18 protein-coding genes and 1 pseudogene are annotated in these 22,224 nt (G+C 69.3%); 9 read left to right on the top strand and 10 right to left on the bottom strand.

Annotated features, from left to right (window positions below):
* Positions 1–8: 8 nt before the first annotated feature.
* The 5 genes and pseudogenes from NF20_RS14205 to NF20_RS14185 all read right to left on the bottom strand — a co-directional run bounded on the left by NF20_RS14205 (position 9) and on the right by NF20_RS14185 (position 6,661).
* Positions 9–1,811 (bottom strand): glycosyltransferase, encoded by a 1,803-nt coding sequence (locus NF20_RS14205; RefSeq protein ID WP_033710690.1) that lies wholly within the window; start codon positions 1,809–1,811, stop codon positions 9–11.
* The gene (locus NF20_RS14200) at positions 1,808–3,283 is read right to left on the bottom strand and encodes an oligosaccharide flippase family protein (protein WP_003872761.1); all 1,476 of its coding nucleotides are present in this window, start codon (positions 3,281–3,283) and stop codon (positions 1,808–1,810) included. Before NF20_RS14200 ends, NF20_RS14205 begins: the two co-directional genes overlap by 4 nt.
* An 11-nt stretch (positions 3,284–3,294) precedes the next feature.
* Complete coding sequence (locus tag NF20_RS14195) at positions 3,295–4,875, bottom strand: sugar transferase (RefSeq protein WP_033710689.1); 1,581 nt, start codon at positions 4,873–4,875, stop codon at positions 3,295–3,297.
* Positions 4,860–5,438, bottom strand: coding sequence for a dTDP-4-dehydrorhamnose 3,5-epimerase family protein (locus NF20_RS14190; RefSeq protein WP_033710688.1), 579 nt, complete (start codon positions 5,436–5,438; stop codon positions 4,860–4,862). Before NF20_RS14190 ends, NF20_RS14195 begins: the two co-directional genes overlap by 16 nt.
* A gap of 26 nt (positions 5,439–5,464) precedes the next feature.
* A pseudogene (locus NF20_RS14185) lies at positions 5,465–6,661 on the bottom strand (PPE family protein).
* 513 nt (positions 6,662–7,174) lie between these two features.
* Between NF20_RS14185 and NF20_RS14180 the strand changes: the two are divergent.
* From NF20_RS14180 to NF20_RS14165, 4 genes are all read left to right on the top strand, one after another.
* The gene (locus NF20_RS14180) at positions 7,175–7,852 is read left to right on the top strand and encodes a TetR/AcrR family transcriptional regulator (protein ID WP_033710687.1); all 678 of its coding nucleotides are present in this window, start codon (positions 7,175–7,177) and stop codon (positions 7,850–7,852) included.
* 56 nt (positions 7,853–7,908) lie between these two features.
* The gene (locus tag NF20_RS14175; protein ID WP_009975307.1) at positions 7,909–8,604 is read left to right on the top strand and encodes a TetR/AcrR family transcriptional regulator; all 696 of its coding nucleotides are present in this window, start codon (positions 7,909–7,911) and stop codon (positions 8,602–8,604) included.
* 97 nt (positions 8,605–8,701) lie between these two features.
* Complete coding sequence (locus NF20_RS14170; RefSeq protein WP_170924420.1) at positions 8,702–10,714, top strand: hypothetical protein; 2,013 nt, start codon at positions 8,702–8,704, stop codon at positions 10,712–10,714.
* Between the two features lie 22 nt (positions 10,715–10,736).
* The gene (locus NF20_RS14165) at positions 10,737–11,753 is read left to right on the top strand and encodes a polysaccharide deacetylase family protein (protein ID WP_023869595.1); all 1,017 of its coding nucleotides are present in this window, start codon (positions 10,737–10,739) and stop codon (positions 11,751–11,753) included.
* On the opposite strand, the gene NF20_RS14160 is transcribed toward NF20_RS14165, so the two are convergent.
* Both NF20_RS14160 and metG read right to left on the bottom strand, forming a co-directional pair.
* Positions 11,750–12,112, bottom strand: coding sequence for a PAS domain-containing protein (locus tag NF20_RS14160; protein WP_009975300.1), 363 nt, complete (start codon positions 12,110–12,112; stop codon positions 11,750–11,752). The genes NF20_RS14165 and NF20_RS14160 overlap by 4 nt on opposite strands.
* A gap of 94 nt (positions 12,113–12,206) precedes the next feature.
* Complete coding sequence (gene metG / locus NF20_RS14155; RefSeq protein ID WP_023869594.1) at positions 12,207–13,766, bottom strand: methionine--tRNA ligase; 1,560 nt, start codon at positions 13,764–13,766, stop codon at positions 12,207–12,209.
* Between the two features lie 19 nt (positions 13,767–13,785).
* Between metG and NF20_RS14150 the strand changes: the two genes are divergently transcribed.
* The 5 genes from NF20_RS14150 to NF20_RS14130 all read left to right on the top strand — a co-directional run bounded on the left by NF20_RS14150 (position 13,786) and on the right by NF20_RS14130 (position 19,866).
* On the top strand, positions 13,786–14,640 hold the full coding sequence (locus NF20_RS14150) for a TatD family hydrolase (RefSeq protein WP_033710684.1): 855 nt from the start codon (positions 13,786–13,788) through the stop codon (positions 14,638–14,640).
* Between the two features lie 162 nt (positions 14,641–14,802).
* Positions 14,803–15,930 (top strand): resuscitation-promoting factor, encoded by a 1,128-nt coding sequence (locus NF20_RS14145; RefSeq protein ID WP_033716354.1) that lies wholly within the window; start codon positions 14,803–14,805, stop codon positions 15,928–15,930.
* Positions 15,894–16,850: a 16S rRNA (adenine(1518)-N(6)/adenine(1519)-N(6))-dimethyltransferase RsmA gene (gene rsmA, locus NF20_RS14140; RefSeq protein WP_003872748.1), complete on the top strand. Its 957-nt coding sequence runs from the start codon at positions 15,894–15,896 to the stop codon at positions 16,848–16,850. The genes NF20_RS14145 and rsmA overlap by 37 nt, the downstream gene beginning before the upstream one ends.
* 71 nt (positions 16,851–16,921) lie before the next feature.
* Complete coding sequence (locus NF20_RS14135) at positions 16,922–17,872, top strand: 4-(cytidine 5'-diphospho)-2-C-methyl-D-erythritol kinase (protein ID WP_033710682.1); 951 nt, start codon at positions 16,922–16,924, stop codon at positions 17,870–17,872.
* 359 nt (positions 17,873–18,231) lie between these two features.
* A complete protein-coding gene (locus NF20_RS14130) occupies positions 18,232–19,866 on the top strand; it encodes a fatty acyl-AMP ligase (protein ID WP_010949050.1) in 1,635 nt (544 codons plus the stop codon).
* A 74-nt stretch (positions 19,867–19,940) separates the two neighbouring features.
* Here NF20_RS14130 and pth read toward each other — a convergent pair whose 3' ends face one another.
* From pth to NF20_RS14115, 3 genes are all read right to left on the bottom strand, one after another.
* Positions 19,941–20,516 (bottom strand): aminoacyl-tRNA hydrolase, encoded by a 576-nt coding sequence (gene pth / locus NF20_RS14125; RefSeq protein WP_033710681.1) that lies wholly within the window; start codon positions 20,514–20,516, stop codon positions 19,941–19,943.
* Between the two features lie 12 nt (positions 20,517–20,528).
* Positions 20,529–21,188, bottom strand: coding sequence for a 50S ribosomal protein L25/general stress protein Ctc (locus NF20_RS14120; RefSeq protein ID WP_003872743.1), 660 nt, complete (start codon positions 21,186–21,188; stop codon positions 20,529–20,531).
* A 136-nt stretch (positions 21,189–21,324) separates the two neighbouring features.
* On the bottom strand, positions 21,325–22,194 hold the full coding sequence (locus NF20_RS14115; RefSeq protein WP_009975293.1) for an oxidoreductase: 870 nt from the start codon (positions 22,192–22,194) through the stop codon (positions 21,325–21,327).
* Positions 22,195–22,224: the final 30 nt, after the last annotated feature.

The following is a 22,224-nucleotide window of genomic DNA, read 5'->3' as shown; positions in this document are numbered from 1 at the left end:
AGGGGAATTCACAGCACGGCTCCGATCGCGTCCAGGTAGGCATCGGCCATGGCCTGCACCGTGTAGTGCTTGCGCATGCGCTGCTGGCCGCGGCGTCCCACCGCCGGCAGCGCGTCCGGGTCGGCCATGATCCGGGCCAGACATTCGCGCCACCCGGACGCGGTCACCGGCTCGACGAGGAATCCGGCCCGCCCGAAATCCAGCATTTCCGGGACGGCGCAGATCGCCGACGCGGCAACGGGCACGCCGCGCGCCATCGCCTCCACGATCACCAGCGGGAACGCTTCGGAGCGGCTGGGCACACACAGCAGGTCGGCGTCGGCCAGTGCCGGGCCGGGACCGGCCGCCCAGCCAAGCCAGCGCACCCGATCGCGCAGCGCCGCCGGCGTGCCCGCCTCCAGCCGCTGCCGGTCCGGACCGTCACCGAAAATCGAGAGCCGCCAAGGCATTTCGGCTAGCCCGTGCAAGGCCTCGATCAGCAGATGCGGGTTCTTGTGCTCGACGATGCGCGACAGCATGACCAGGTGCAGCGGCGCACCGTCGGCGCGCCGCCGCGGGGCTGGGTCGCCGGTGACGACCACCCCGTTGGGCGCGATGAAGTGGCGCCCGCACAGCCGATGCTGGTCGAGCAGCATGTCCCAATGCCGTTGCGCCAGCACGATGAAACCGTCCGCCCTGCGCATCGCGGCGGTCAGCGGCCGCGAGTAGATGGGCCGGTCCGGCTCCGGCGGAACATGCGGGGCGACCATCCAGCGCCGGCCGCGGCCGGCGGCCCGCCACAGCGTGGCGAACCCCACCTCGGTGTTGGTGTCGCCGGAGATCAGCACCGCCGGGCCGTCGGCGACGTCGATGATCGGCGCCCACCACGGCTGGCGGATCACCCGCACCGTGTCCGGGATTTCGGCGATCAGCGGGCCGAACCGCTGCATGCAGACGATGGTGACCGGGTAGCCGCGCCGGTCCAATTCGGTTGCCAGAAGCGCTTTTTGCCGCTCGGCTCCGCCGTAGACTAGGCGGTTGGTGGTGATCACGACCGACGGCAGCTCGGTGCGCCGGCGGTTCGGCCGCCGCAGTCGCCCCCACGCGGCGGCCCCGGCCAGGTACGCATCCGCGCGGTGCACGCCGCGCCGATGCTCGAGCAGGAGGGCGGCGTTGGCGCGCGCCAGGTCACGATTGCGCCGGTGCGCCGCGTCGGTGAGGCGTTGCGGCCCGGTCGCCGTGTGCTCGACGCCGCGTTCGTCGACCGTCAGGACACGCCAGCCCGCCGCGTGGGCCCGGGCCTGCCAGTCGGCCGCCTCGCCGTAACCGAAGAACTCTTCGTCGAAGGCGCCGAGGGCGTTCCAGGCGGCGCGGTTGATCGCCAGGCACGGCGGGCGTCGCGTCACGAGGTTCTCCGGCGTGCGACGGGGCGCGCTCGCCTCGGGAGCAATCGGCGAAACGGCCGCCACCCCGGGCCGGCGCAGCAGCTCCCGGGTCCGAGTCAGCGGCCCCAGCAGCCGGGTGCCGGCGGGTAGCAGCAACAGGTCGGCGCCAGGCGGTGCGTGCTCGGCCAGCACGTTGAAGGCGACGGCAGGGGAGACGTCCAGCGGGCCCGAAACCCATTGCACCCCAAGGTATTTCGTCGCAACCTCGGCGCCGTAGGCGTACACGGGCAGGTCGGGCAGGTGCTCGGCGACGCTGGCCAGGCACGTATCGGTGCGGTCGCGGTCGCCGTCGGTGACGATCAACAGCGCCAGCGGCCGCTCGGCCGGCAGCGCGATGGCACCGCCGGCCGAGCGCTTCAGGTATGCCCGGTCTGCCTTCGACGTCATGCCGCCGGCTGCTTCTCACGCAACGAAGCCCGCAACGAGGCCAGGCTCGACCAGGTGATGGGGCCGAACACTGCGCTGGTGGTCAGGTAGGCCACGGCCGCCGCGGTCAGCACCAGGATCACATGGTGGCCCGAAAGCAGCAGCGCCACAACGACACTCGCACCGGTGGGAACCAGCAGCCGCAGCACGAACGCGACCGGGGTGCGGTAGCCGCAGTGGCGGCGCAGCCACCAGGTGGAGACGGCCATGTTGAACAACTCCGTGCACACCAGCGCCACGCCCGGGCCGACGGCGCCGTACCGCCCCGCCAGGGCGAGGTTGAGCCCGACGTTGAGCGCCAGGGTCGCGACCGTCAACCACAGCAGCACCCGTTGGTGATGCGAGGCCACCAGGCCCTGGCCCAGCGTGCCGCCGACGAACCGCAGGGCCGCCGCGACGAACAGCAACGCCAGCGTGGGCGTGCCGCGCTCGATGAACGCGCTCTTGCCGAACAATCCGATCAGCGGCCCGGCGAGCAGCGCGCCGACCACGGCGACCGGGACCGCCACGAAGGACATCAATTCCACGCTGCGGCGCAGGAAGCCGGCGAATGCGGCGACGTCCCGCGCGAACAGCTCGGTGGCCGTCGACAACGTCGACTTGTGGAAGATCAGCGAGACCACGATCGTGTTGAACGCGATTGTCAGGGCCAGGCCGTAGACGCCCACCTCGGAGTGGGTGCTCAGCAGGGACAGGATCACGCCGTCGGCACGGCAGTACAGCAGCCCGACGATCAGAAAACCGATCAGCGGCAAGCTTTCCCGCAATAAATCGGCGGCCTCTCGCGGGGCGAACAGCGGCCGCACCGAGATGTGCCGCATCGCGGCCGCGCCCTGGATCAGCAGCTGCACGGCGGGCGGGATCAGCTGGGCGACGGCGAACCAGATCACGTTGGCGTGCGCCGCGACCAGGCAGGCGACCATGGCCAGGGTGCCCACCCGGGCGGTGACGTCGGAGATTGCCACCGCCGAGAACCGGACGGTGGCAAGGAAAACCGGCTCGAATCGCGTCGTCATGGTCTGCAGCAGCAGTCCACCCGACAGCACGACCAGCATCACCCGCACCTCGGTGTCGTGATAGATCAGCAACCCCGACCCTGCCGCCAGCGCCGCGAGCGGAACGCAGTACAGCAGGGCCAGGCCGCTGTTGATGCGCACCAGGCGCTCCAAATCGCCGCGGCCGGAGGTCACCCGTCGCACGATCACGGTGGCGATGCCCAGATCGGCGAAGCTGGTCCACATGGCGACGAACGCCACCGCGATGGTGAGCTGGCCGTAGCGTCCGGGACCCAGATAGCGTGCGGTCATCGCCACCGAAACCACCGAGGCCAGCATCCCCAGTGCGCGGCAGATCAACTGGACCGAGAACGCGTGGGCCATCCGGGCCAGCGGCACCGAGGGCACGACCGCGGCGGCTGCCGTCGGCTCACTCATGGGTGGCGAGTTTAATAGGCGCCGTGGCTCGTCAAGACGGCTTTGACGGTCTTGGCGATGATCATGAGATCGCCCGCCATGGACCAGTTGTCGACGTAGGACAGGTCCAGCCGCACCGATTCTTCCCAGGACAGGTCGGAGCGGCCGCTCACCTGCCACAGTCCGCTCACGCCCGGCTTCACCAGCAGCCGCCGCTTCACGTCGCCGTCGTAGCTTTCGACCTCCCGCCGCAGCGGGGGCCGCGGCCCGACCACGCTCATGTCCCCTTTGATCACGTTGATGAACTGGGGCAGCTCGTCGATGCTGAACCTGCGCAGGATCCTGCCGACCGGGGTGACCCGCGGGTCCTGGCGCATCTTGAACAGCACCCCGGCGCCCTCGTTCACCGACAGCAGCTGCTCGAGCTGGGTGTCGGCGCCGTCGGTCATGGTCCGAAACTTCAGCATGGTGAACGGCTTTCCGTCGAGGCCGATCCGCTCGGACGGGTAGAAGACGGGGCCCTTGCTGGTCAGCTTGATGGCGAGGGCGGCCGCGAGCATGACCGGCGCCGCCGCGATCAGCGCGGCCAGCGAGAACACCATGTCGAAGGCCTGCTTCTGGAAGCGTTGCGTCCCTTCGTATTGCGGCTTTTCGACGTGCAGCAGGGGTAGCCCGGCGGTGAGGCGCAGGGTCAATCGCGCTTCGGCGACGTCCATCACCCCGGGCGACACCACGAGGTCGACGTCCATGGTCTCCAGCTGCCACATCAGCTCCCGGATTCCGTGCACACCGAAATGCTCGGTGCGGGTGACCGCGACGGTGTCCGCGCCGGTGCTGCAGATCGCGGCCACCGCGTCGGTTTCGTCACCGAGAATCGGGACCTCGTGCCCGGCGACGGTCAGCATCTCGCCGCGGGGCGGGCCGTATCCGGGGATGCAGACGCCGACCACGGTGCAGCCGTTGCGCGGGTCGCGGACCAGTTCGTGCGCCAGGTGGGCGACGGCCTGGCGGTCGCCGATGGCGAAAACCGTTGTCTGGCAATGCCCGTGGGCACGCTGGCGGGAGATGTGCTGGCGCCACAGGCTGCGGCTGGCCAGCAGGCCCAGGGTGCCGACGGGTAGGGCGATCGCCAGGTAGCCGCGGGCCAGATCCACCTTGGCCAACAGGGTGACCATCGCGATGATGCCGAACGTCCAGAACGACGCGCTGCCGATCCGGCGGTATTCGTCGATTCCCGAACCGATGATTCGCGTCGAGCGGGTCTGGAACACCGCCAGGGCCGACAGCCAGAGCAGCGCGAACAGCATGGAGAACAGCGTCATGACCGGGTCGGAGTAGCCGGAGGTGTTCGCGACCTCCCCGAATCGGACGTACTGTGCGAGCAGCACCGAGACGAATACGATCACCGAGTCGGTGACCCGCAGGCCCTGCGAATAGTGGTCCTGCCACCGCCGTACGGCGGTGCCGGCGGCCGACGTCGGCGCGCCGGCAACCGCCGGCCGGCCACCGGTTCCGTCGCGCGCCACGGCGGTGAGGGCCGCCGGCCGGTGCTTCGGCGACCACCGAGCGGGCATGGCGTCCACCGTGTTACGGATCATCACCGACTGAGGCATGGTGCCACCTGTTCCATTGGTGCCAATCTGGATCTGGTCTGGGCTGAGGGCCAGCTCGCGTCCTGCTCGGAGATGACCGTGACCGGTATCGGCCAGGTGACTCCGAATTCCGGGTCGTCCCAGCGCAATCCCTGCTCTTCTGCCGCCGCGTGCCGCCCACTGGTATGGTAGGTGACCTCGGTGTCGTCGACCAGCGTCTGGAAGCCGTGGGCGACGTAGGGCGGCAGGAACAACGTCCGGTGGTCGTCGGCGGTCAGCTCGATCATCACGTGGTCGCCGTAGGTCAGCGAGTCGGGGCGGACGTCCACCGCGGCGGCGACGATGGCGCCGCGGGTGCAGCGCAGCAGCGTGGCCTCGGCGTGCGGCGGCACCGTGCGGTGCAGCCCCCGCACCGTGCCGCGGGTGTAGTTGAAGACGATATTCGTCTGCGCCACATCGAGATTGAGCCCGTGAGCGGCGAAGTCGCGGGCGCAGAACGACCGCCAGGTAAAGCCGCGATGGTCGCGACGGAGTTCGAGGTCGATGATCGTCACCCCGGCGACCTTGGTGGGTGTGTACTTCACGTACCGCTCCTTCTTCCCGGCGGGGCTCAGGCGTATCCGGCGGACGGTGGGCGGGTCATCACCGTCGGGATGACGCCGTAGCGCGGGCCGAGCGTCTTGCCCGATGCGGCGGCCAGCCGCGGCAGCGAGCCCATGACGCTGGGCGGCACGTTCGCGCCGGCGAGGTTGATCGTCGGCAGCGCGGAGACGGCGCTGTGGGCGGCCGGGATCACGCTCGTCCAGCTCGCCGGCACCGCCAACGGTCCCAAGGCGGCCGCTTTACCCAGCGTGCCGAGCACGCCGGAGCCCAGCGATCCGAGCGCCCCGGCCCCGGAGCTGGCCGCACTCGCGACCCCCGACGCCGCGGCCGCCACACCGTCGCCGGCGGCCTTGGCCAGGCCCTGGGCGGTTTGGGCGATGCCGAGGATGGACGACATTCCGTACAGGGGCGTGGCCGCGGCCGAGAAGGCGCTGGGAATGGCGCCGGGTATGCCCGAAGCCAGGCCCGTCATGATCGACGACGTGGTCGAGTTGGCCGCCCCGGCCGCGGCGCCCCCGGCGGCCCCGCTGCCGGTGTCCGTGACCGTGTCCAGCCCGGCGGTCATCGGTGAGGAAAGCCCCTGCAGGGTGGTGGGGATCTTGGACACCGTGTGGTTGAGTTCGGCCTGGGTGGTGACCTGCCCGACCACCGCGGCCTGGCGGGCGACGCCGGCCTCGTCGGTGGTGTCGGGCGGCGGGGTGAACGGCGTGACCGAGCAGGCGGCCGCCGAGCCGGCGGCGTATTCGTACATCGCGGCGGCGTCCTGCGCCCACATCTCTGCGTATTCGGCTTCGGTGGCGGCGATCGCCGCGGCGTTCTGGCCGAAGAAGTTGGTCGCGATCAACGTCGCGAGCTGGACCCGGTTGGCGGCGACCGCCGGCGGCGGGACCGTCATCGCGAAGGCGGCCTCGAAGACCTCGACGGCGAGCCGGGCCTGACCGGCCGTCTCGGCGGCCCGACCGGCGGCGCCGGCCATCCAGGCCATGTACGGCGCGAACGCGGAGGCCATCGCCAGCGACGACGGCCCCAGCCAGCGTCCGGTGGTCAGCCCGGCGATCACCGAGCGGTAGCAACTGGCCGCGGCGTGCAGTTCGGCGGCCAACGCGTCCTAGGCCACGGCGGCGGCCGTCAGGGACAGCGGGCCGGGCCCGGCATACATTCTCGCGGAGTTGACCTCCGGGGGAAGCGCTCCGAAGTCGATCACGTCAGCTCCCGGCCCTGCGCAGGACCGCGGCGGCGGAGGCGGCGCCGGCGCCGCCCCACACCGTCGATGCAGCGGAAAAGTCCTGGTCAGCCGAGGTCTGTGGCCCCTGCGGGACCGGTGACCAGCGGTTCGCCGTGACGAACGACATGTGTTTCCCCTTACGCGGAAAAGACGACCGAGACGTTGTTTAGCCCGTCTGCAAACTGACCATCGCACAATAGCGTACAAAACATACTAATGGTTTGACAACACGGGTGTGATCTAGACCGCAGGTATTTACGAGCGCGTCAACCAGGACAGCCGTATGACTGCTAACCTCTGTGGTGGGCTAAATGTCTCGAGCGACGCGAATCCGTGTTCGCTCCGATCCCCTAAAAGAACCGAGGTACTTGTGCCCTGCTCGAGCAACGGCGTCGTCAACGTGACGGCCGGCGCCACGGCCCGCGGCGCCGGGCCCGGCAGGAACGCGTGCCTCATCACCGCCCCCACGGGGGAGCCGAGCTTTCGAACACGATGACCACCCATTCGACCGACGGACGAGCGGATGCGACCCGGCAACAGATCCTGCGGGCCGCATCGCACCAGTTCGCCCGGCGGCCCTACCACGACGTCGGCCTCGACGACATCCTCGCCGAGGCCGAGCTGACCAAGGGTGCGATGTACTTCCACTTCAAGTCGAAGCACGCGCTGGCGGTCGCGATCATCGAGAGCCAGACCGCCAGCGGCGCCGTCGCCGTGCAGGACCTGCTGACCCGCGGGCTCTCCGGCCTGGAGACGCTGATCGACTTCTCCTATCTGATCGCCGTCAAGGACATCAAGACGGACCTGGTCCGGTCCGGGCTCAACCTGATGGAGTCGGTCGGGCTGTCCGACGGGTTGCAGGAGAAGCTGTTCGACCGGTGGATCAAGGCCCTGGCCCGGGTGGCCGAGCAGGCCAAGGGCGAGGGCGGCATCAACGAGCACTGCGATCCGCGGGACATCGGCCGGTTGATGGTGTCGCTGCACATGGGGCTGCGCAAGACCAGCAACCTGGACGACCCGGAACGATTCCTGCGTGATCTGGAGAAGTGCTGGTCGCTGCTGCTCACCGGGATCCTGCAGCCGGACCGCACCGAGTACTTCCAACAGTTCCTACGCAGGCGTGCTGCCCTCGCGATCAACACCAGTTCAACCGATGATGACGAGTCCTAGCGACCGGGCCGACGCGCGGTCCGCGCATCCGACGAGCCTGCGGGGGTGCGGGGGCGATGGCCCGCCAAGTTCGGTCTGAGGCCACCCGGCAGAAGATCCTGGACTCGGCGATCGAAGTCTTCGGCGAGGTCGGTTACGCCGCGGCCGGGTGGAGCACCATCATCGAGCGGACCGGCATGACCAAGGGCGCCCTGTATCACCACTTCGATTCCAAAGAATCGTTGGCGTCCAACATCATCGAGGAGGGCTCCGACCGGCTGCTCAGTGCGTTCCGCAACGTGTGCGGGTCATCGTCGCCGGGGCTGGAAAACCTGGTGCACGGCACCTTCACCATCGTCGAGGTTTTGCGGTCGGACAAAATGGTGCGCGCCGCAGCGCAATTGGCCACCGCGCTAAGCGGATTCAACGGTGCGGCCTCGCGCTTCTACGCGAATTTGGTGCTGGAAACGGCGCAGGAGGCGCGGCGGGCGATCAAGGAAGGCGACCTGCGCGACGACATCGACCCCGACGTGCTGAGCGCGTCACTGATGGGCACCATATTCGGGGCCCGGTTGATAGCGAGCACCATTTCCGGTCACGGCCGAATCGGTGACATCATCGGCGACCCCACCGCGCGGTTGCACCAGATCTGGAGCCTGCTGCTGCCCGGCATCGTCTCGCAGGCATCGCTGCCGTATTTCGAGCAATTCCTGCGCCGCGAGGGAATGCGCCACGCCACGGCCAACCCCGGCGCGGAACCGGAAGGCGAATAGCCTTCGGCGAGAGCCGTTGCCCGGGTGCCGCTTCGGTCGTCACGATCGCATTTCCGTTATTGGGGTTGAAGCGCTTTCAACAATGCATACTGTTCCGGTGAAGTTGCGGAAATCCCTCGGCCGGGTAATCGCACTGGCCGGTGTCGTCGGATTCTTGGTGAACAGCGTCCCGGAATCCTGGGCCGCGCCCGCCGATCCGAGCGCCCCCTCGGACTCGACGGCGAGCACGACCACCACCACGACGACGCTGTCGATGCCCGACCTCGGGTCGTCGTCCACCCTGGAATTCTGGGGGCTGACCAGCACCCAGCAGTTGTCGCTGCCGGTGCTGCACGGGCTGACCCCGACCGCGCTGAACGCGACGGTGGAACTGCCGATCAACCTGCGGTCCGGGTTGCTCACCGTCACCCAGGGGGAGCGCACCATCGCCAGGCTGAACCTGCCCACCACCGACCAGGCGCCGCTGGTCGTCCCGCTGAACGGGGCCGAGGTGATCGGCAATTGGCTGAACGTGACGTTGCGGGCCTACCTGGTGCCGTTGGACGGCTACTGCCTGTACCCGGAGAGCCCGCTGCGGCTGGTCAACGGGACCGTCAACTACACCGGCACCGAGCTGCCGCCCACCACGGTGTCCCACTTCCTGCCGCCGGTGCTGCGCAAGCTGACCATCTATCTGCCGCAATCGCCGTCGACTGCGGAGTCCGACACGGCGATTCAGCTGGCCACCGCCGCCGCCGCGCACTACGGCAAGCAGGCTCCCGATATCGTGGTGGTCCCGTTGCAGGAAGGGCAGGCGGCTCCGCCGGCGCCGCCGCAATCGCTGGAACGCCAGGTCGTCATCAAAGAGGGCCCGGACAACGGGCTTTCGTTGCAGGGCTCCACCGGGGTGCCGTGGTTGCTGGTCTCGGGGCCGCTGAACCGCACCGACGAATCGGACACCGCCCTGCTGTTCAGCGACCTGTCGGATATGGCCCTGGCGTCCAAGGTCGCGGTGGAATCACCCAAGCCCAAACCCCAATTGCCTTCGGACAGCGCCACTTTGCGCGAACTGGGCCAGTCGGTCGTCAACGCGACGTCGCTGCAGCCCCGGGTCTCGATCGGGCTGGACCAGACCCGCTTCGGCAGATCCGTGCATTCGGTGCGGGTGCATCTGCAGGGTTCGTACACGCCGACGCCGAGCAACATCGCCGGCCAGATCGCCGTCACGGTCGGCCGGGAGACTATCGACCACTGGCCGACCGACGGCCACGGCACCATCGACCGCTGGGTCGACGTGCCCGATCGGCTGCTGCAGCGCTACACCAGCCTGGATCTGGTTCTCGACGTCGCGAGCAACGTCGGGCATTGCGGAGACTTCTACACCGCCGGCCCCGGCAACCAACTGCTCACGCTGAACATCAACGGCGACAGCGTCATCCAGAGCAGCCCGGCCGCGCCGCCGGTGCCGGACGGGTTCCAGTCGATGCCCCAATCGCTGTTGCCCCGCCTGCTGGTCGGCATCGCCGAGCACTCGTTCGTCGACACGGTGCGCGCGCTCGATCTCCTGGTGGGCCTGCAGCGGATCAGCGCGATACCGATCGACACCACCGTCACCACCGTCAAACAAGCGATCGACTCGTCGAATCCGGCGCTGCTGATCTCGGCCGACGGGTGGAACCAGTCCGACGTGACGCTGCCGGTGGCCGCCGGGCCCAGCGGCCCGATCACCGTCAACGCCGTCAACTCCGGCGACAAGCCCACCAAGCTCACCTTGGACCCGGTGCTGCGATTCGCTTCTCTGCAAACGGTTTTCCACCACGGCAGGTCGCTGCTGATCGCGACGTCCAACGGCGCGGCCGGACAGCTCGACGAGCTGATCCGGTGGCTCAAGAGCGACACCGACAAGCACTGGCAGCGGCTCAACGGCGTCGCGGTGGTGTCGGTGCCCGGACAGGATCCGGTCACCGTCGACCATCCGCCGCTGGCCGCCGGTGCGTCCGCCGCGGGCGCCGGGCATCACTCCGACCTGGACTGGCTGTGGTGGTTCGGCGCGGGCTGGCTGGCGGTGGCCGTCGTCGGCGCCGGGGTGATCCTGTGGCGGGTGCGACGCGAATCATGGCGGCGCCGCTAGGGTTTCGGCCCCGAGGGCACGCGTGAGAGCCATCGCGACGCGCGCGACCGTCAAGAACGCGGCGGCCGCATTGCTGTGCGCCGCCGGGGTCGACGCGCTGGCCCGGCGGCGACACCGCGACGCACTCGCCATCCTGATGTTCCACGGGGTGGAAGACCGACCGCCGTCGCCGCCCTGCTGGCACGTGTCGGGCGCCGCGCTGTTTCGCCGCCAATTGCGCTACGTGCGCGCGCATTTCAACGTGCTCGCCCTCGAGGACGCCCTGGACCGGCTGGCCGGCGGGACGCTGCCGCCGCGGGCCCTGGCGATCACCTTCGACGACGGCACCCGCAACCTGGCGACCCACGCGATGCCGGTGCTGCGCGAGCTGGAACTGCCCGCGGCGGTGTTCTTGGCGACCGGCCCGATCGGCACCGACCGAACGCTGTGGCCCGACCGGCTCTGGCTGGCCATCGCCCACAGCCTGGCACGCGAAATCGACTTGACACCATGGGGATTGGGAGCACGCCCGCTGAAAAGCAATATCGAGCGCGGCGCGGCCTATACGGTGGTGGTCGAGAAACTGAAAAACCTCCCCGACCCGCAGCGCATCGCGGCGCTGGACGAGATCCTCTGCGCGCTCGGCCATCACGACGACGGCGACGGCGGGCCGTTCCGGATGCTCAGCTGGGAGCAAGCCCGCCAACTGGCCGCCGACCCGCTGGTGACGCTGTATCCGCACACGGTGACCCACCCGATCCTGGCCCGTTGCGACGACGTCAAACTGCACCGGGAGATCACCGAGTCATGCGCCGCCATCGAGCGTGAGACAGGCTCGCCGCCAACGGTTTTCGCCTACCCCAACGGCCGGTTGCAGGATTTCGACGAGCGGGCCAAGGACGTGTTGCGGGCCCGCGGGGTGCGCTGGGCGCTGTCCACCGCACCGGGATTCGCCGACCGGAGCTGCGACCCGCTGGCGTTACCGCGGTTGGCGGTGGGCGGCGACGCGTCGTTGAACTACTTCAAGCTGCTGGTCTCCGGCGGACTGCCGCGCCGTTAGCGCGCCTCTTCCCAAAGCTGTTCGGTGAGGTCCTGGAACGCGGCCAGGGCGAACTGGTCGTCGGCGCGCATCACCGCCGACTTGCTCATCATCGCGCGAACCACCGACCCGTCCCGGTGCGCCAGTTCGACCACCATGTTCGCCAGCGCATGCACCGTCGCCAACAGCGACTCCGACGCCGGGGCGTGATGGAAGATCTGCTCGAAGCGCAGCGCCAGTGCCTCCTGGGGCTGGTAGCCCAGCATGTCGGCAAATGCGGTGTTGGCGAACAAGATACTGCCGTCACCCGCGATGGCCAGCACGGGAACCGGGATCCGCTCCAGCACGACCAGTGCGGGCAGCTCCCTGAGGGTGGTCATCGGCGATTGGCTGTGTTGCCGGTTCTGGCGTCGTTCCACGAGCCGATTATGGTCTATGGCACAGGTTGGGTTGGAGGCTTTCGTCCAACGCCGCTCAATCGACTTTCTCCGACTCCGCCTGGTAGCGGGGAAACACACCGGTCGGAGGCGGCAGCACCGTACCCGGAGCCAGCCGCGCGCCCAGCGCGTCGAACGCCCGCCGATCTTGGCCCTGCCCCAGCAGATCCAGCAACTTGCCGGCCGATTCGGGCACGACGGGCTGCACCAGCAGCGCGGCGATGCGGACCACCTCGCAGGTGACGTACAAGACGGTGCGGAACCGGGTCTGATCCGCCTCGGACTCGCTCTTGCGCAACACCCACGGCTGTTGCGCCGAGAAGTACTTGTTGGCCTCACCGAGCATCAGCCAGATCGCTTCCAGGCCCAGGTGCATCGCCTGCGAGTCGAAACTGGCGCGCACCCGCGGCAACAAACCGTCGGCCGTCTGCAGCAGTTCACGGTCGTCGCCGGTGAAGTCACCGGGTTCGGGCACCACCGAGTGCAGGTTCTTGGCGATCATCGACAACGAGCGCTGCGCCAGGTTGCCCAGCTCGTTGGCCAGATCGGTGTTGATCCGGGTGATGATCGCGTCCTCGGTGTAGCTGCCGTCCTGGCCGAACGGCACCTCGCGCAGCAGGAAGTAGCGCAGTTGGTCGACGCCGAAGGTGTCCACCAGCGTGATCGGGTCGACGATGTTGCCCACCGACTTGCTCATCTTCTCGCCGCGGTTGAGCAAAAACCCGTGCGCGAAAACCCTTCGGGGCAGCTCGATTCCGGCCGACATGAGAAACGCCGGCCAGTACACGGTGTGGAACCGGATGATGTCCTTGCCGATCATGTGCAGGTCGGCCGGCCAGTAGCGGCGGAACATCTCCGATTCGGTGTCCGGGTATCCCACCCCGGTCAGGTAGTTGGTGAGCGCGTCGACCCAGACGTACATGACGTGGTCGGGATGATCGGGCACCTTGACGCCCCAGTCGAACGAGGTGCGCGAGATGGACAGGTCGCGCAGGCCGCCGGAGACAAAGCTGACCACCTCGTTGCGCCGCACCTCGGGGGCGATGAAATCCGGGTTCGCCTCGTAGTGGGCCAGCAGCTTGTCGGTGTAGGCCGACAGCCGGAAGAAATACGTTTGCTCCTCGGTCCAGGTCAGCGGGGCGCCGGTTTCGGCGGCCACCCGCGTCCCGTCGTCGAGCACCTTGGTCTCCGATTCGACGAAGAACCGCTCGTCGCGCACCGAATACCAACCGGAATAGCTGTCCAGGTAGATGTCGCCGGCCGCCTGCATCCGCCGCCAGATCGCCTTGGACGCTTCGTGATGATCGGGGTCGGTGGTGCGGATGAAGCGGTCGAAGGAGATGTTCAACCGCTCTTGCAGCCGCTGGAACACATCGGAGTTGCGCCGGGCCAGCTCGGCCGTGCCGATGCCCTCGGCCGCCGCGGTCTCGACCATCTTGAGGCCGTGCTCGTCGGTGCCGGTCAGGAATCGCACGTCGAAGCCGTCGAGCCGCTTGAACCGGGCGATGGCATCGGTGGCGATGTACTCGTAGGCATGCCCGACGTGCGGGTCGCCGTTGGGGTACGTGATCGCGGTGGTGACGTAGAAGGGCCTCATCGAGAGTCCACCTTATTGTGTGCGCGTGAGCTCCAACCGACGAGAACGACAAGCCCCGCCCGCCCCGGAGCCGCTGGCGCCCCTGATCGACGCCCACACCCACCTCGACGCCTGCGCCGCCGGACCGGAGACGGGAGCCGCCGACGTGCGGGCCATCGTGGACCGCGCGGCGGCGGTGGGGGTGCAGGCGGTGGTCACCGTCGCCGACGACCTGGACTCGGCGCGCTGGGTCACCCGCGCGGCGGAGTGGGATCCGCGGGTGTACGCGGCCACGGCGCTGCATCCCACCCGCGCCGACGCGCTGGACGACGCGGCGCGCGCCGAGATCGAGCGGCTGGTGGCCCACCCCCGGGTGGTGGCGGTCGGGGAGACCGGCATGGACCTGTACTGGCCGGGGCGGCTGGACGGCTGCGCCGAGCCCGCCGTGCAGCGCGAGGCCTTCGCCTGGCATATCGATCTGGCCAAACGGTGCGGGAAACCGCTGATGATCCACAACCGGGAGGCCGACGCCGAGGTGCTCGACGTGCTGGCCGCCGAGGGTGCCCCGGACGTGGTGATCTTCCACTGCTTCTCGTCGGATGCGGCCATGGCCCGCCGCTGCGTGGACGCCGGCTGGCTGCTGAGCCTGTCCGGCACCGTGAGCTTCCGCAACGCCCGCGCCCTGCGCGAAGCCGTGCCGTTGATACCGCCCGGGCAGCTGCTGGTGGAAACGGATGCGCCGTTTTTGACCCCGCACCCGCACCGGGGGAGGACCAATGAGCCCTACTGCCTTCCCTATACTGTTCGGGCGATCGCCGAACTGGTGGATCGCCGCCCCGAAGAGCTGGCCGCGGTGACGACGGACAATGCTCGACGGGTGTACGGACTGGCCTGACGATCAGGGCCGGCGAACGGGTGATTCTTTTAACATCGCCGCGTCGGAGTTGCCCAATATTGGCCGGTTCGTTACCGTCTTGTGATCGAACGGGTGGGCCTGCGGGCCCTTCATTTGTGAATTGCCGCTGAGTGAGTGGTTGCTGAGGTTGGGTAGCGCGCGTTGAGTGTATTGACAAAACTTCATCAGAACCCTTCGCCGATGTTGCGGCTCGTGGTCGGGGGGCTGCTGGTAGTCCTGGCATTCGCGGGCGGATACGCGGTTTCGGTGTGCAAGACGGTGACGTTGACCGTCGACGGTGTCGCCATGCGGGTGACCACCATGAAGTCCAAGGTGATCGACGTCGTCGAGGAGAACGGCTTCGTCGTCGACGACCGTGACGACCTGTACCCCGCCGCCGATGTCGCGGTGCACGACGCCGGCAAGATCGTGCTGCGGCGCAGCCGCCCGCTGCAGATCTCCCTGGACGGCCACGACAGCAAGCAGGTGTGGACCACGGCCTCCACGGTCGACGAGGCGCTGGCCCAGCTGGCCATGACCGACACCGCCCCGGCCGCGGCCAACCGCGGCAGCCGGGTGCCGCTGGCCGGCATGGCCCTGCCCGTCGTCAGCGCCAAGACGGTGCGCATCAACGACGGCGGCGCCGTGCGCACCGTGCATCTGGCGGCACCCAACGTCGCGGGCCTGCTCAGCGCCGCCGGCGCGCCGCTGGCCGAAAGCGACCAGGTGGCGCCCCCGGCGTCGGCGCCGATCGTCGACGGCATGGAGATCCAGGTGACCCGCAACCGGATTCAGCAGGTCACCGAGCGCATGCCGTTGCCGCCCAACGCCCGCCGGATCGAAGACCCGGACATGAACATGAGCCGCCAGGTGGTCGAGGATCCCGGCAGCCCGGGCACGCAGGACGTCACCTTCTCGGTGGCCACCGTCAACGGCGTGGAGACCGGCCGGCTGCCGATCGCCAACACGGTGATCACCCCGGCCCGCGAATCGGTGGTCCGGGTCGGCACCAAGCCCGGCACCGAGGTCCCGCCGATCAGCGACGGCTCCATCTGGGACGCCATCGCGGGCTGCGAAGCCGGCGGAAACTGGGCGATCAACACCGGTAACGGGTATTACGGCGGTGTGCAGTTCGACCAGGGCACGTGGGAGCGCAACGGCGGGTTGCGGTTCGCCCCGCGCGCCGACCTGGCCACCCGCGAAGAGCAGATCACCGTCGCCGAGGTGACCCGAGAGCGCCAGGGTTGGGGTGCGTGGCCAGTGTGCAGCGGAAGAGCTGGTGCGCGCTGACCATCCGGCTCCTCGGGCGCACCGAGATCAGGCGGCTGGCCAAAGAACTTGAATTTCGGCCACGGAAATCCCTCGGCCAGAACTTCGTGCACGACGCCAACACGGTGCGCCGGGTGGTGTCGACGTCCGGGGTGAGTCGCTCCGACCACGTCCTGGAGGTCGGTCCCGGGCTTGGCTCGCTCACGCTGGCGTTGCTGGACCGCGGCGCCCACGTCACCGCCGTGGAGATCGATCCGGTGCTGGCCGAGCGGTTGCCGCACACCGTCGCCGAACACTCGCACAGCGAAATCCAGCGCCTGACCGTGCTCAACCGCGACGTGCTGACGTTGCGCCGCGACGAGCTGGCCGAGCCGCCGACCGCGGTGGTGGCCAATCTGCCCTACAACGTCGCGGTCCCGGCGCTGCTGCACCTGCTCGCCGAATTCCCGTCCATCCGGACGGTGACCGTCATGGTGCAGGCCGAGGTGGCCGAACGGCTGGCCGCCGAGCCGGGCGGCAAGGAGTACGGCGTGCCCAGCGTCAAGGTCCGCTTCTTCGGCCGGGTCCGCCGGTGCGGCATGGTGTCGCCGACGGTGTTCTGGCCGATTCCCCGGGTGTATTCGGGGCTGGTGCGCATCGACCGCTACCCGACCTCGCCGTGGCCCACCGACCCGGCCTTCCGCCGGCAGGTGTTCGAGCTGGTGGACATCGCCTTCGGCCAGCGGCGCAAGACCTGCCGCAACGCGTTCGTCGACTGGGCCGGCTCGGGCAACGAGTCGGCGGATCGGCTGCTGGCCGCCAGCATCGACCCGGCGCGCCGCGGCGAGACGCTGTCCATCGACGACTTCGTCCGGCTGCTGCAGCGGTCCGCCGATCGGGGCGGAACCGACCGCGAGGGAACCAGCCCGCCGACCGCCGGACAGGGCGCCCCGGCCCGCTGACCGCGGGACGCCCCGGGTCGCGATGCGTGTGCAAGGCGGCCGGCAGCGATAGTCTGCTGCGGTGGGTAACGATGTCTGACGGCAACACCGCCGCGGCTTGGGTGCCCACCGGGTCGGTCACCGTCCGGGTGCCCGGAAAAGTCAACCTCTACCTGGCCGTCGGCGATCGCCGCGAGGACGGCTACCACGAGCTGACCACGATTTTTCAGGCCGTCTCGCTGCTCGACGAGGTGACCGTGCGCAACGCCGACGTGCTCTCGCTCGACATCGTCGGCGAGGGCGCCGACAAGCTGCCCACCGACGAACGCAACCTGGCCTGGCAGGCCGCCGAGCTGATGGCCGAACACGTCGGCCGGGCGCCGGACGTGTCGATCATGATCGACAAGTCCATCCCGGTGGCCGGCGGGATGGCCGGCGGCAGCGCCGACGCGGCGGCAGTGCTGGTCGCGATGAACTCGCTGTGGGAGCTCAACGTGCCCCGCCGCGATCTGCGCATGCTCGCCGCGCGGCTGGGCAGCGACGTGCCGTTTGCGTTGCACGGCGGCACCGCGCTGGGCACCGGCCGCGGAGAGGAGCTGGCGACGGTGTTGTCCCGCAACACCTTTCACTGGGTGCTGGCGTTCGCCGACGGCGAGCTGCTGACCCGCAAGGTGTTCGCCGAGCTGGACCGGCTGCGGCGGGCGGGCGATCCGCCGCGGCTGCCCGGGCCGGGCCCGGTGCTGGCCGCGCTGGCCGCCGGCGACGCCGACCAGTTGGCGCCGCTGTTGGGCAATGAAATGCAGGCCGCCGCGGTGAGCCTGAACCCTGGCCTGCGCCGCACCCTGCGCGCCGGCGTGCAGGCCGGCGCGCTGGCGGGCATCGTGTCGGGCTCCGGCCCGACGTGTGCCTTCCTGTGCCCGTCGGCGGCCGCGGCGGTGGACGTCGGCACCGAGGTGTCCGGGGTGGGGGTGTGCCGCACGGTGCGGGTCGCCAGCGGACCGGTGGCCGGTGCCCGCGTGGTCCCGGCACCGACCGAGGTGTGACACCCGAGCAGCGCGGCTGTGAAAAGAGCCCCAATTTCGCCATTAGTTTGGCGCTTCCCTAAGAGGAGTTTAAGATAATCCGCGGTGACGGGAAGCGTTGAGCAGAAACACTTAATCTCATCGTCCGCTGGGCGTTCCGGCGGACGATTGATGAATCGGGCCCGACAAGGTTTTTCGGGCCCGATTCGCGCTTGTCGGACGACCGGGCGCCGCGTCTTTGCCGCGGCCGGCGACGCATCACCGATCCGAGACCGAACCGCCGCCGAACTGTGCTTACCCGCCTGCGTCGCGGGGTGGCCCGGCGGGCGGAACATGAGATTTCGGGTGCTGGGGCCAGGGCTGGAACCGAGGAGGTTTTCGTGAGCAGGTTTACCGAGAAGATGTACCGCAATGCCCGGACCGCGAAGACGGGCATGGTCACCGGTGAACCCCACAACCCGGTCCGTCATACCTGGGGCGAGGTGCACGAGCGCGCCCGCCGCATCGCCGGCGGCCTGGCCGCCGCGGGCATCGGGCCGGGCGACGCGGTCGGCGTGCTGGCCGGTTTCCCGGTGGAGATCGCCCCGACCGCGCAGGGCCTGTGGATGCGCGGCGCCAGCCTGACCATGCTGCACCAGCCCACCCCGCGCACCGACCTGGCGGTGTGGGCCGAGGACACCATGAACGTCATCGGCATGATCGAGGCGAAGGCCGTCGTCGTCTCGGAGCCCTTCCTGGTCGCCATCCCGGTCCTGCAGGAGAAGGACATCAAGGTCCTCACCGTCGCCGACCTGCTGGCGTCCGACCCGATCGACCCGGTCGAGGTCGGCGAGGACGACCTGGCGCTGATGCAGCTGACGTCCGGCTCCACCGGGTCCCCCAAAGCCGTGCAGATCACCCACCGCAACATCTACTCCAACGCCGAGGCCATGTTCATCGGTGCCCAGTACGACGTCGACAAGGACGTCATGGTCAGCTGGCTGCCCTGCTTCCACGACATGGGCATGGTCGGCTTCCTGACCATCCCGATGTACTTCGGCGCCGAGCTGGTCAAGGTCACCCCGATGGACTTCCTGCGGGACACCCTGCTGTGGGCCAAGCTGATCGACAAGTACAAGGGCACCATGACCGCGGCGCCCAACTTCGCCTACGCGCTGCTGGCCAAGCGGCTGCGCCGGCAGGCCAAGCCCGGCGACTTCGACCTGTCGACGCTGCGCTTCGCGCTGTCCGGCGCCGAGCCCGTCGAACCCGCCGACGTCGAGGACCTGCTGGACGCGGGCAAGCCGTTCGGGCTCAAGCCGTCGGCGATCCTGCCGGCCTACGGCATGGCCGAAACCACGCTGGCCGTGTCCTTCTCGGAGTGCAACGCCGGCCTGGTGGTCGACGAGGTGGACGCCGACCTGCTGGCCGCCCTGCGCCGCGCCGTGCCGGCCACCAAGGGCAACACCCGCCGGCTGGCCACGCTCGGCCCGCTGCTGCAGGACCTGGAGGCGCGCATCGTCGACGAGAACGGCGACGTGATGCCGCCGCGCGGGGTCGGCGTCATCGAGCTGCGCGGCGAGTCGGTGACGCCCGGCTACCTCACCATGGGCGGCTTCATCCCGGCCCAGGACGAGAACGGCTGGTATGACACCGGCGACCTCGGCTACCTGACCGAGGAGGGGCACGTGGTGGTGTGCGGCCGGGTCAAGGACGTCATCATCATGGCCGGCCGCAACATCTATCCCACCGACATCGAGCGGGCTGCCTGCCGTGTGGAGGGGGTGCGGCCCGGTTGCGCGGTGGCGGTGCGCCTGGACGCCGGCCACTCCCGCGAGACGTTCGCGGTGGCGGTGGAGTCCAACGCCTTCCAGGACCCGGCCGAGGTGCGTCGCATCGAGCACCAGGTCGCCCGCGAGGTGGTGGCCGAGGTCGACATGCGGCCGCGCAACGTGGTGGTGCTGGGCCCGGGGACCATCCCCAAGACGCCGTCGGGCAAGTTGCGGCGCTCCAACTCCGTCACCCTGGTGACTTAGTCAGCCGAGCAGACACAAAAGCACCCAAAACATCGGCGTGTCGGGTGCTTTCGCGTCTGCTCTCGGTTCCTGCGCTACCAGGCGTGCACCCGGTTCTGGGCGGGCTCGAGCCCCAGTTCGATCAGCAACTCGGTGGCGTCGGCGGCCTGCTCGCAGATGGTCGGGACGTCGGCGCGTTCGGTGCCGGTGAAGTTCTCCAGCACGAAGGCCGCCGGGTCCTTGCGCCCCGGCGGGCGGCCGATCCCGATGCGGACGCGTTGAAAGTCCTTGCTGCCCAAGGCGCTTGCCACTGAGCGCAGGCCGTTGTGGCCACCCTCGCCGCCGCCGATCTTGAGCCGGATGCGGCCGAAGTCCAAGTCGAGATCGTCGTGGATGACGATGATGTCGCCCGGCGGCACCGAGTAGAACTTCGCCAGCGGGCCGACCTGGCGGCCGGATTCGTTCATGTAGCAGCGCGGCTTGGCCACCACCACGGAGCGCCCGGCCAGCCGGCCGCTGACGATCTCGGCGCCGGACCGCTTGTGCGCCTTGAACTTCGAACCCATCCGCGCCGCCAGCAGGTCGGCGACCATGAACCCGACGTTGTGCCGGGTGCGGGCGTAGTTGTCTCCGGGATTGCCCAGGCCGACCACCAGCAACGGCTCGGCCACGATGCGACCCGCCTACTCGGACTCGGCTTCGGCGGCCTCTTCTTCGCCGGCCTCTTCCGCCTCGGCCGCCGCGGGCTCCTCGGTGACCTCGCCAGCGCCCTCCTCGGCGAGTTCCTCGGCCGTCGGGGCGTTGACCACGTTGACCACCAGCAACTCCGGGTCGGAGATCAGGTTGACGCCCTTGGGCAGGGCGATCTGCCCGGCGGTGAACTGGGTGCCGGGTTCGGCGTCTTCGACCGACACGGTGAACTGCTCGGGAATCGAGAGGGCCTCGGCCTCGATCTCGATGGTGCTGGCCTCCTGGGTGACCAGCGAGCCGGGCGCGGCGTCACCCTCGATGACGACGGTGACCTCCACGACCACCTTCTCGCCGCGGCGCACCACCAGCAGGTCGGCGTGCTGAATGGTGCGGCGGATCGGGTGGATGTCGAGCGCTTTGGTCAGCGCCAGCTGTTCCTTGCCGTCGATGTCGAGGGTGAGCACCGCGTTGGTGCCGGCGTGCCGCAGCACGGCCGCGAAGTCGTGGCCGGGGAGCTCCAGGTGCTGGGGATCGGTGCCGTGGCCGTAGAGGACGGCGGGGATCTTGCCGGCGCGGCGGGCCCGCCGGGACGCGCCCTTGCCGGTCTCGGTTCGCACCGCGGCCGTCAGTTGGTTGAGTGCTTGCTTGGCCATCGTGTCGCTCCTGTGTGCTGTTGCGCTGTGTTCGGGGCACGGCCAGGACGCGACAGTCGTCGGTCTCCGTCGATAACGGTGCTGGCCAGCCAGCCACCCTCGCCGTGACGCCCGGCCAGGTTAGCGCATGCGCACCTCAGAGCGGAAATTCGGTCTTGGTGAGCTGCTCGGAGAGCGCCCACAGCGCCGCCGCCATGCCGGCATCTTTGGCCCGCCGGCTGCGCCCGACCGGTTGGGTGCGGCCCAGGTAACCGAACCGGGGGCCGACGAAGGTGTCCCCGGGCAGATCCTGGGACGCCGCGTACAGGGTTTGCCGGGCACCGAAATCGGCGTCGGTGGCGACCACCCGTGTCGCCGCCGACATCAACGCGTCGCCCAGCTTGCGGCCCGAGGCGCCCTGCAGGTTGGTGTGCGAGTAGCCGGGGTGGGCGGCCAGCGCGCGCAGCGGGGAACCGGCGGCCGTCAGGCGGCGCTGCAGCTCGCTGGTGAACAGCAGGTTGGCCAGCTTGGACTGGCTGTAGGCCAGCCACGGCGAGTACCGGCGCGACCGCCAGTTCAGGTCCTCGAGGTTGATCCGTCCCGGCCAGTGCGCCATCGACGACACCGTCACGACGCGGTCGGTGAGCCGGGGCAGCAGCAGGTTGGTCAACGCGAAATGGCCCAGGTGGTTGGTGCCGATCTGGCTCTCGAAGCCGTCGACGGTCAGCGCGTACGGGACGGCCATGATGCCGGCGTTGTTGATCAGCACGTCGGCCCCGCTCACCCCGTCGGCGAACCGGCGCACCGACGACAGATCCTGCAGGTCGAGCTCGCGGACCTCCACCTGGCCGGCCATCGTCCGCGCGGCCGCCTCGCCCTTGCGGGTGTCGCGCACGGCCATGATGACGGTGGCCCCCCGTCGCGCCAGCTCGCGGGCGGTCACCGCACCCAACCCGCTGTTGGCGCCGGTGATGACGACGGTTCGCTGCGCGAACGACGGTAGGTCTGCGGCGGTCCAGCCTGTCATGGCTGCTAACACTAATCGCCGCGGCCGCCG

The organism is Mycobacterium sp. MAC_080597_8934 (assembly GCF_000523975.1).
GTDB lineage: Bacteria > Actinomycetota > Actinomycetes > Mycobacteriales > Mycobacteriaceae > Mycobacterium > Mycobacterium avium.
This window is presented reverse-complemented; position numbering and strand designations above follow the sequence as displayed.

Bases quoted from the DNA above. Each gene is read 5' to 3' on its own strand.
- NF20_RS14205 (WP_033710690.1), bottom strand. From the start codon at position 1,811: ATGACGTCGAAGGCAGACCGGGCATACCTGAAGCGCTCGGCCGGCGGT.
- NF20_RS14200 (WP_003872761.1), bottom strand. From the start codon at position 3,283: ATGAGTGAGCCGACGGCAGCCGCCGCGGTCGTGCCCTCGGTGCCGCTG.
- NF20_RS14195 (WP_033710689.1), bottom strand. From the start codon at position 4,875: ATGCCTCAGTCGGTGATGATCCGTAACACGGTGGACGCCATGCCCGCT.
- NF20_RS14180 (WP_033710687.1), top strand. From the start codon at position 7,175: ATGACCACCCATTCGACCGACGGACGAGCGGATGCGACCCGGCAACAG.
- NF20_RS14175 (WP_009975307.1), top strand. From the start codon at position 7,909: ATGGCCCGCCAAGTTCGGTCTGAGGCCACCCGGCAGAAGATCCTGGAC.
- NF20_RS14160 (WP_009975300.1), bottom strand. From the start codon at position 12,112: ATGACCACCCTCAGGGAGCTGCCCGCACTGGTCGTGCTGGAGCGGATC.
- metG (WP_023869594.1), bottom strand. From the start codon at position 13,766: ATGAGGCCCTTCTACGTCACCACCGCGATCACGTACCCCAACGGCGAC.
- NF20_RS14135 (WP_033710682.1), top strand. From the start codon at position 16,922: ATGTCTGACGGCAACACCGCCGCGGCTTGGGTGCCCACCGGGTCGGTC.
- NF20_RS14120 (WP_003872743.1), bottom strand. From the start codon at position 21,188: ATGGCCAAGCAAGCACTCAACCAACTGACGGCCGCGGTGCGAACCGAG.
- NF20_RS14115 (WP_009975293.1), bottom strand. From the start codon at position 22,194: ATGACAGGCTGGACCGCCGCAGACCTACCGTCGTTCGCGCAGCGAACC.